At 71.0% G+C, this 7,241-nt stretch carries 8 protein-coding genes and 1 pseudogene; 8 read left to right on the forward strand and 1 reads right to left on the reverse strand.

All coding sequences use genetic code 11. From position 1 onward, the window contains the following. Window positions 1–349: pseudogene (locus tag G3573_RS18605) on the forward strand (hypothetical protein); the annotation flags it as partial. An 11-nt stretch (window positions 350–360) separates the two neighbouring features. Continuing rightward, window positions 361–834, forward strand: coding sequence for a hypothetical protein (locus G3573_RS18610; RefSeq protein WP_205598364.1), 474 nt, complete (start codon window positions 361–363; stop codon window positions 832–834). 15 nt (window positions 835–849) lie between these two features. On the opposite strand, the gene G3573_RS18615 is transcribed toward G3573_RS18610, so the two are convergent. Beyond that, entirely contained in the window at window positions 850–2,130 is a 1,281-nt protein-coding gene (locus G3573_RS18615; RefSeq protein WP_163263182.1) for an MEDS domain-containing protein, read from the reverse strand. 91 nt (window positions 2,131–2,221) lie between these two features. Here G3573_RS18615 and G3573_RS18620 point away from each other — a divergent pair, with 91 nt between their 5' ends. The 6 genes from G3573_RS18620 to G3573_RS18645 form a co-directional block, all read left to right on the forward strand. Further along, window positions 2,222–2,608: a response regulator gene (locus G3573_RS18620; RefSeq protein WP_163263183.1), complete on the forward strand. Its 387-nt coding sequence runs from the start codon at window positions 2,222–2,224 to the stop codon at window positions 2,606–2,608. Between the two features lie 94 nt (window positions 2,609–2,702). Further along, the gene (ssb, locus tag G3573_RS18625) at window positions 2,703–3,197 is read left to right on the forward strand and encodes a single-stranded DNA-binding protein (RefSeq protein WP_163263184.1); all 495 of its coding nucleotides are present in this window, start codon (window positions 2,703–2,705) and stop codon (window positions 3,195–3,197) included. Window positions 3,198–3,341: 144 nt separating this feature from the next. Next, window positions 3,342–3,725 (forward strand): hypothetical protein, encoded by a 384-nt coding sequence (locus tag G3573_RS18630; protein WP_163263185.1) that lies wholly within the window; start codon window positions 3,342–3,344, stop codon window positions 3,723–3,725. Window positions 3,726–3,857: 132 nt separating this feature from the next. After that, window positions 3,858–6,053, forward strand: coding sequence for a TonB-dependent receptor (locus G3573_RS18635; protein WP_163263186.1), 2,196 nt, complete (start codon window positions 3,858–3,860; stop codon window positions 6,051–6,053). Window positions 6,054–6,055: 2 nt separating this feature from the next. Then, window positions 6,056–7,060: an alpha/beta hydrolase gene (locus tag G3573_RS18640; protein ID WP_163263187.1), complete on the forward strand. Its 1,005-nt coding sequence runs from the start codon at window positions 6,056–6,058 to the stop codon at window positions 7,058–7,060. Between the two features lie 59 nt (window positions 7,061–7,119). Further along, window positions 7,120–7,241: NAD-dependent epimerase/dehydratase family protein (locus tag G3573_RS18645; protein ID WP_163263188.1), on the forward strand; the 122-nt coding region annotated here is incomplete at its 3' end.

Here is a 7,241-nt window from a genome sequence, read left to right on the forward strand (position 1 = left end):
GCCGCCGCCCGCGCCGATCGTCGCTTCCGCGCCGACCGCGCCGGTCGAAGCGCCCGTGGCCGAGCCAACCCCGGCCCCGCAGGTCGCCGTCGCCGCCGGCCCGACCGGCGCGTGCCTGCGCTTCGTGGGCGGGGAATGGCGTCAGCTGTCCGACGCCGTGTCGCAGAACACCTGCGTGCAGATGCTGTTCGCCGGCCAGTGCGAGCGCCCGGGCGGCGCTTCCTACGGCCGTTGGGGCGACACCACCCTGCGCCTGGTGCCCAAGCGGGTCGAGCAGTCGGACGACAACCGCCGCTTCCGCACCCTGGTCGAGCAGGGCCCGAACTGCTCCATTCCGCAGACCCGATAGGCGAGGGCGGCATGAAGCGCGCTGCAATCATCCTGGCCCTGGCGGCCGCCCTGGGGGCCTGCGCGAAGCGCACCGAGGCGCCGACCGACAAGGGCGTGTGCTGGGTCGTCACCCAGCCCGACAAGACCAAGCCGGTGAAGTTCAGCGTGCTCGCCCGCGATCAGGCGCAGCTGGAGTTCTGCGCCGCGCGGCTCGAGGAGATGCGCATCCGCTTCCTGCGCATGGGCGGCGGCCGCAAGAAGGTGGTCGGCGCCTATCAGGGCAAGTTCCTGTGGGTCGACTCCGGCGGCGTGTCGTTGTCTGACTATCTGGAGGGACCGCGGTTCGTGGCCCTGCGCCGCGCGCGCGACGGCCGCCTCGCCATCCCCGGCGTCTTCCCGATGGAACAGAAGGACAAGCGCAACGTGCCGGCCGAGGGGGCGCCGAACGGGGCCGCTCCGGCCGCTCCGGCGAGCTCGGCTCCGGCCGCCGCGCCGCAGGGCTGAGGCCGCTCCCGGCGCTCAGGCCGGGGGAAATCTGAGGGTGAAGACGTTGGCGTCGTCGTCGCAATCGTAGGCGACGCGTCCGTCCACCTGCGCCGCCAGCTTGTCGACCAGGGCGACCGCCAGTCCGGCGTGGGACTGACCGCCCTCGCACGGCGGCGCGATCGTGTCCCGGATGCTCAGAACGCACCCCGCGGCCTCCTCGGCGTAGGCGATGTCGAGCGCGCTCGCGCTCGCGTCGGGGCGGCGGTGGCGCAGGGCGTGGGTGATCACTTCGGTGGCGATCAGGCTGACGGGGACCGCCTCGGTCAGGCCCAGGAAGCCGCCCTTGGTCGACACGCCGACCTTCACCTGGTCGTCCAGCCCGTACGAGGCGACCAGGGTGCGGGCCAGATCCGCCAGGTAGGCGCTGACGTCGATCCCGCGGCTGTCCTCCTCGAGATACAGCGTCTCGTGGACCAGGCTGATGGCGTTTATGCGCCGCAGGACGTCGTCCAGCACGTGCCGCGCGCCGGCCGCCGCCAGTTCCTTGCTCTTCAGCAGCATCAGGCTGCTGATCACCTGCAGATTGTTGTTCACCCGGTGGTGGACCTCGCGCAGCAGCACCTCCTTGTCGGCCAGGGCGTCCTGCAGGTGGGCGGTGCGCTCGTCGACCTTGCGTTCCAGGTCCGCGTTGGCGAGGACCAGACGGTGCTTGGCCACCTTCAGGGCGGCGCTCTCGACGATCTCCCACTCGCCTTCGCGCCGGGCGAGGGCGAACTCGTGGTGGCGGACGACGTCCAGCACGTCGGTGGCGTGGGTCTTCTCCAGGCAGTAGCTGCAGAGACAGATGATCGGCTGGCCGGCGATGGCCTCGTTCAGGCGCCGCTCAAAGTCGGTGAAGTTTTCGAACGCGCAGGGGGCGGCGATCCAGAAGGCGGCGCCCGCGACCCGGACGCCGGCGTAGCCCTTGGCGAGAACGCTTTGCGTCTTGGCGGACCAGTCGCCCATGGCGCGCTCGGCGTCGAAGGCGCCGCGAGCCGGAAAGAAGTCCCGGTTGTTCACGATCTCCATCTGGCCGCGCTTGATCCGGGCGTCGAGGTCGGGGACCGCCGCGCGCAGCGCGTCGGTGGCTCCGTCGACCCCCAGTGTCGTGGAAGCCACCCACAGGCAGCCTTCGTTCGCGTCTAGGCCGGCCTTGAAGTAGGGAACGACCGTGTCCTTCAGGTCCTGGGCGGTTTCGTAGAACTGGCAGAAGTGGGCGCCCCAGGGGATGGGGCCGATGCATTCCAGTCCGCTGTCCGCGTACGCCGAACGCATGGCGGGTGTCTCTCTCGCCGGGCCCCGCCTCGTCGCAGCCCTTCCCGGGGGTAAACGTTTCAGACCTGCGATGGGTGCTGAGGAGCCAGGGGTGAGGGAGCGTGTGCTGGTCGTGGAGGACGAGGCCCTCGTCGCCCTGACCATGGAGACCGTGCTGGAGGACGCCGGCTTCGAGGTCGCGGACACCGTGGTCAGCGGCCAGGCGGCGATCGACGCTTGCGACGCGCAGACGCCGGCGGTCGTGCTCATGGACATCAATCTGAAGGGGCCGATGGACGGCATCGAGGCGGCGCGGCTCGTGCGCGAGCGCTGCGGCGTCCAGGTCGTGTTCGTCACCGGCCAGGGCGACGCGGCCACGCGCGAGCGGGCCATGGCGGGCGGACCGGCGGGCTATCTGCGCAAGCCCTTCACGCCCGAGGCACTGGTCGCGGCGGTGCGCGCCGCCCTGCGACCGCGGGGCGAGGCGGCCGCGGGTTGACCGCGCGAACAAAACTGGAACATAAATCCATTTCGGATCGTCGCGCGACGCAGATAGGGTGCCGCGCGATTCTGTTTCTGAAGGGGCTCAGGCCATGGCCGGCAGCGTGAACAAGGTGATCCTGGTGGGCAATCTCGGGCGCGATCCCGAGATCCGTACGCTGAACAGCGGCGACCGGGTCGCCAACCTGCGCATCGCCACGTCCGAGCAATGGCGCGACAAGATGTCGGGCGAGCGCAAGGAAAAGACCGAGTGGCACTCGGTCGTGATCTTCAACGACAACCTGGTGAAGGTGGCCGAGAGCTACCTGCGCAAGGGCTCGACCGTCTACATCGAGGGCTCGCTGCAGACCCGCAAGTGGACCGACCAGCAGGGCGTGGAGAAGTACTCCACCGAAATCGTGCTGCAGAAGTTCCGCGGCGAACTGACCATGCTGGGCGGCCGCGGCGAAGGCGCGGGCCAGGGCGGCGGCCAGTCCTACGGCGGCGGCGGCGACGACTACGGTTCGGGCTTCTCGGCGGGGCCGGCCGCCAAGCCGGCCTCCGGTCCGAAGCAGAGCTTCGACCTCGACGACGAGATCCCGTTCTAAGCGACGGGTCCGCAAGGCGAAATTTCCAACGGCCGGGCTCTCGCAGCCCGGCCGTTTTCGTTTGCGGCGTCCGGCGGGGCCGCCCGGAGCGCCGCTGACCGCGAATCGTGAATCCGTGTCATGCTGGCCGGGCAGGGGGCGAGGATGGCCGACGCGATTTCAGATGCGCAGCTGGTGGCCTGGGCGCAGGCGCTCGAGGGCTATGCGCGCGACTGGGACGAAACCTTCGAAAACCGGCCGAACTATTTCACTCAGGAGTTCTGGTATCTGCTGGTGGGCTGCCTGATCGCCGACTGGCGCGGCAAGCCGATCACCGTCGGCGCGGCCTGCCAGATCATGAAGAGCGGCTCCAACCGCACCCGCGAGGAGCGCATCAAGCGCGCCGCCGACGACGGCTACCTGACCAAGGAACGCGCCGGCGAGGACGGCCGGGCGGCGGTGGTGCGTCCGACCCCGAAGCTGGAACGGCTGATGCGCGGCCACTTCGAGCGCACCCTGTCGCAGGTCCGCGCGGCCCTGGCCGAGTAGCGCGATCGGCAACTAGCCGCAGATTTTGCGGAAATATTCGCCCGCATCTCTTCCGTAGTCCCGCTGCGCGCCGCGTGCTCCGCTGAGCGTCACAGAACGCCGCAAAGGCGTCCCTCAGGGGGGAGCATAGAGATGTCGACCAAGATCGGCGGCCGCCGCGGCCGCGCCCGCGTGTCCGTGACCGCGCTGGTTCTCGGCGCCGCGCTGACCGGCGCCGCCGGCGCCGCAACGGCCCAGACGCCGTCGCCCGAGGACGACGCTGTCGCCAGCGTCGACGAGGTGGTGGTCAGCGCCCGCAGGCGCGACGAGCGCCTCCAGGACGTGCCCGTCGCCGTCACCGCGCTGAGCGAGCAGACCCTGCAGAACCTGCAGGCGGGCGACCTCGGCGACATCGAGAGCGCGGTCCCCAACCTGACCCTGCACGTCGGCGACGCCTCGAACGCGGTCGTCTACATCCGCGGCGTGGGCCAGATCGACTCCCTGGCCTTCGCGGATCCCGGCGTCGGCGTCTATGTCGACGACGTCTATCTGGGCCGGGCGCAGGGCGCCTTCCTGGACGTCTACGACGTGGCGCGCATCGAGGTGCTGCGCGGGCCGCAGGGCACGCTCTACGGCCGCAACACCATCGGCGGCGCGGTGAAGTTCGTGTCGCAGCCGATGACCGACGAGTTCGAAGGGCGCGGCGAGGTCACGGTCGGCGATTATGGCCGCCGCGACGCCAAGGCCAGCGTGAACGTGCCGCTGGTCCCGGGCAAGCTGGTGGCCAAGGCCGCCCTGGCCATGGCCAAGCGCGACGGCTACGCCGAGAACACGGTCGACGGCTCCGACGACGGCGACAAGGACCTGCTGGCCGGACGGCTGGCGTTCGAGTACCGCGCCACCGACGACCTGACCTTCCGGCTGAACTTCGACGCGTCGCAGGACACGCCGGACACCTCGCGCACCCCGGCCCGGGCCACGCCCGTATTCGGCGTTCCGGCCAGCACCGACCCGTTTAAGGTCGAGGCCGACTTCAACGACCGCAACGACCTGAAGACCTCGGGCGTGTCGCTGGTCGCCGACTGGCGGGTCTCCGACGTGCTGTCGCTGAAGTCGGTCACCGCCTACCGGCGCATGGACTACGACACCAAGCTGGACCTCGACGCCACCGCCTTCGGCTTCTTCGGCGTGTACGACGACGAGGCGCAGAACCAGGTCAGCCAGGAGTTCCAGGCGACCTATACGGGCGACCGGCTGACCGCGGTCGGCGGGCTCTATTACTTCCGCGAGCACGACCTCACCTACAGCGGCCTGTACGGTCCGGACATCGCGCTGGTCACCGGCTCGCTGAACGACCAGACCAACACCAGCTACGCCGTCTACGGCCAGGGCTCCTACGCCCTGACCGACGCGCTCTCGCTCACCGCGGGCCTGCGCTACACCTGGGAGAGCAAGGACTTCGCGCGGACCCAGAAGTTCTTCGACGCCTCGACGCCGTTCCCGGTGGACTACGGCTCGCCGGGCCTCCTGGTCACCGACATCGACACCAGCCACGACTGGTCCTCGCTCTCGCCCAAGCTGGGTGTGGACTACAAGGTGTCGGACGACGTGCTGGCCTATGTCAGCGTCAGCCGCGGCTTCAAGAGCGGCGGGTTCGACGGCCGCTCCAACGACGCCGACGGCGCCCGGCCCTACGAGCCGGAGACCATGTGGGCCTACGAGGCGGGTGTGAAGTCGGTGCTGTTCGACCACCGGCTGATCGCCAACCTGGCGGTGTTCCAGAACGACTACACCGACCTGCAGCTGTCGAGCTTCGTGGCCGATAGCGGCGGGGGCTTCGCGGCCCTGTTCACCAACGCCGGCAAGGCGACCATCCGCGGGGCGGAGCTGGAGCTGACTGCGCGCCCGGTCGAGCCCCTGACCCTGAACGCGGTGATCGGCTACCTCGACGCGCGCTACGACGAGTACATCGGCCCCGGCGGCCTGGACATCAGCGACCAGCGCACGCCGGTGAACGCGCCGAAATGGTCGGTACGGCTGGGCGGGACCTATCGGGTCGAGCTCGGCGAGGGCTCCCTGGTGCTGGGCGCGGACGTCTCGCGCCGCTCCAAGACCTACTCGACCGTCAGCAGCAGCGAGATCTTGGCCGAGGACGGCTACACCCTGGTCGATGCCTTCGCCCGCTACGAGGCGCCGGGCGACCGCTGGTTCCTGTCGCTGGGCGGCAAGAACCTGACCGACGAGCGCTATATCACCCACGGCTTCGACCTGTCGGACTCGCTGGGCTACCAGCTAGCCTACTACGGCGCGCCGCGGACCTGGAGCGCCACCCTGGGCGTGCGGTTCTGATCATGGCCGAGCCGACCGCCGAGACCCGGGCGCTGCTGGCGCGCATGGTCGAGGATTTCGCCGGCGCGCCGGCCGATCCGACCGTCGAGCAGCGGCGCGAGGGCCTGCGGGTGATGGCCGACCTGTACGGCCCGGAACCGGCGCCGGTCGCGCGGGTGGAGGACCGCTCCATCCCGGGGCCGGCCGGCTCCGTGCCGGTGCGGATCTACCATCCGCCGGGCGCGACCGGGCCCGTCCCGCTGATCCTGCACGTCCACGGCGGCGGCTGGGTGCTGGGCGATCCGACCGCCTACGAGCGGGTGTGCCGCGCCTATTGTGCGGCGGCGGGGGCGGTGGTGGTCGACGTGCACTACCGCCGTGCGCCCGAGCACAAGTATCCGGCCGCCCTGCGCGACTGCGAGGCGGCGCTGGTCTGGGCCCATGCCGCCGCGCGCGGCCTTGGGGCCGATCCGCGCCGGATCGTGGTCACGGGCGACAGCGCCGGCGGCAACCTGGCGGCCGCCCTGTGCCAGCGCACGCGCGTGCCGGTGGCGCTGCAGGTGCTGGTCTATCCGGTGATGAGCGCCAGCGCCCGCGCCGACTTCGCCTCGCGCGGCCAACTGGGCGACGGCCGCTTCTTTCTGCGCGAGTTCGACATCAAGCGGGCCGAAAGCGAGTACCTGGCCAGGCCCGCCCACGGCGAGCAGGCCGGCGTGTCGCCCCTGCTGGCGCCGGACCGGGTGGTGCGCCGCGTGCCCCGCGCGCTGATCATCACCGCCGAACTGGATCCGCTGCGCGACGAGGGCGAGGCCTACGCGCGGCGGCTGCGCGCGCTGGGCGTCCCGGTCGGCTACGACTGCGCGCCCGGCTCCATCCACGGCTTCGTGCTGTTCGCCGGCGCGCTCGAGCAGGGGCGCGAGACGATCGCGCGCATCGGCGCGGCCGTCCGCGCCCTGCCGGCCCGCCGCCCGGGCGTGCTGGCCTGGATGCTGGGCGAGCGGCGGCGCGAGGCGGTTAACGCGACTTAAACACCGGACGGCCCAGCGTCGCGCGCAACTGGCGAAAGCCGCTGCAAGCCATTCAGTTCATGCGGGTTCTGGTTCTCGGCGCCTCCGGGTTCATCGGCGGCCATGTCTGCGCCGCCCTGGTCGCGGCCGGCTGGGCCGTCCGCGCGGGCGCGCGCCGGCCGGACGACGGCCGGCGCCGGGC

The sequence above is a fragment of the Caulobacter sp. 17J65-9 genome, assembly GCF_010975005.1.
GTDB lineage: Bacteria > Pseudomonadota > Alphaproteobacteria > Caulobacterales > Caulobacteraceae > 17J80-11.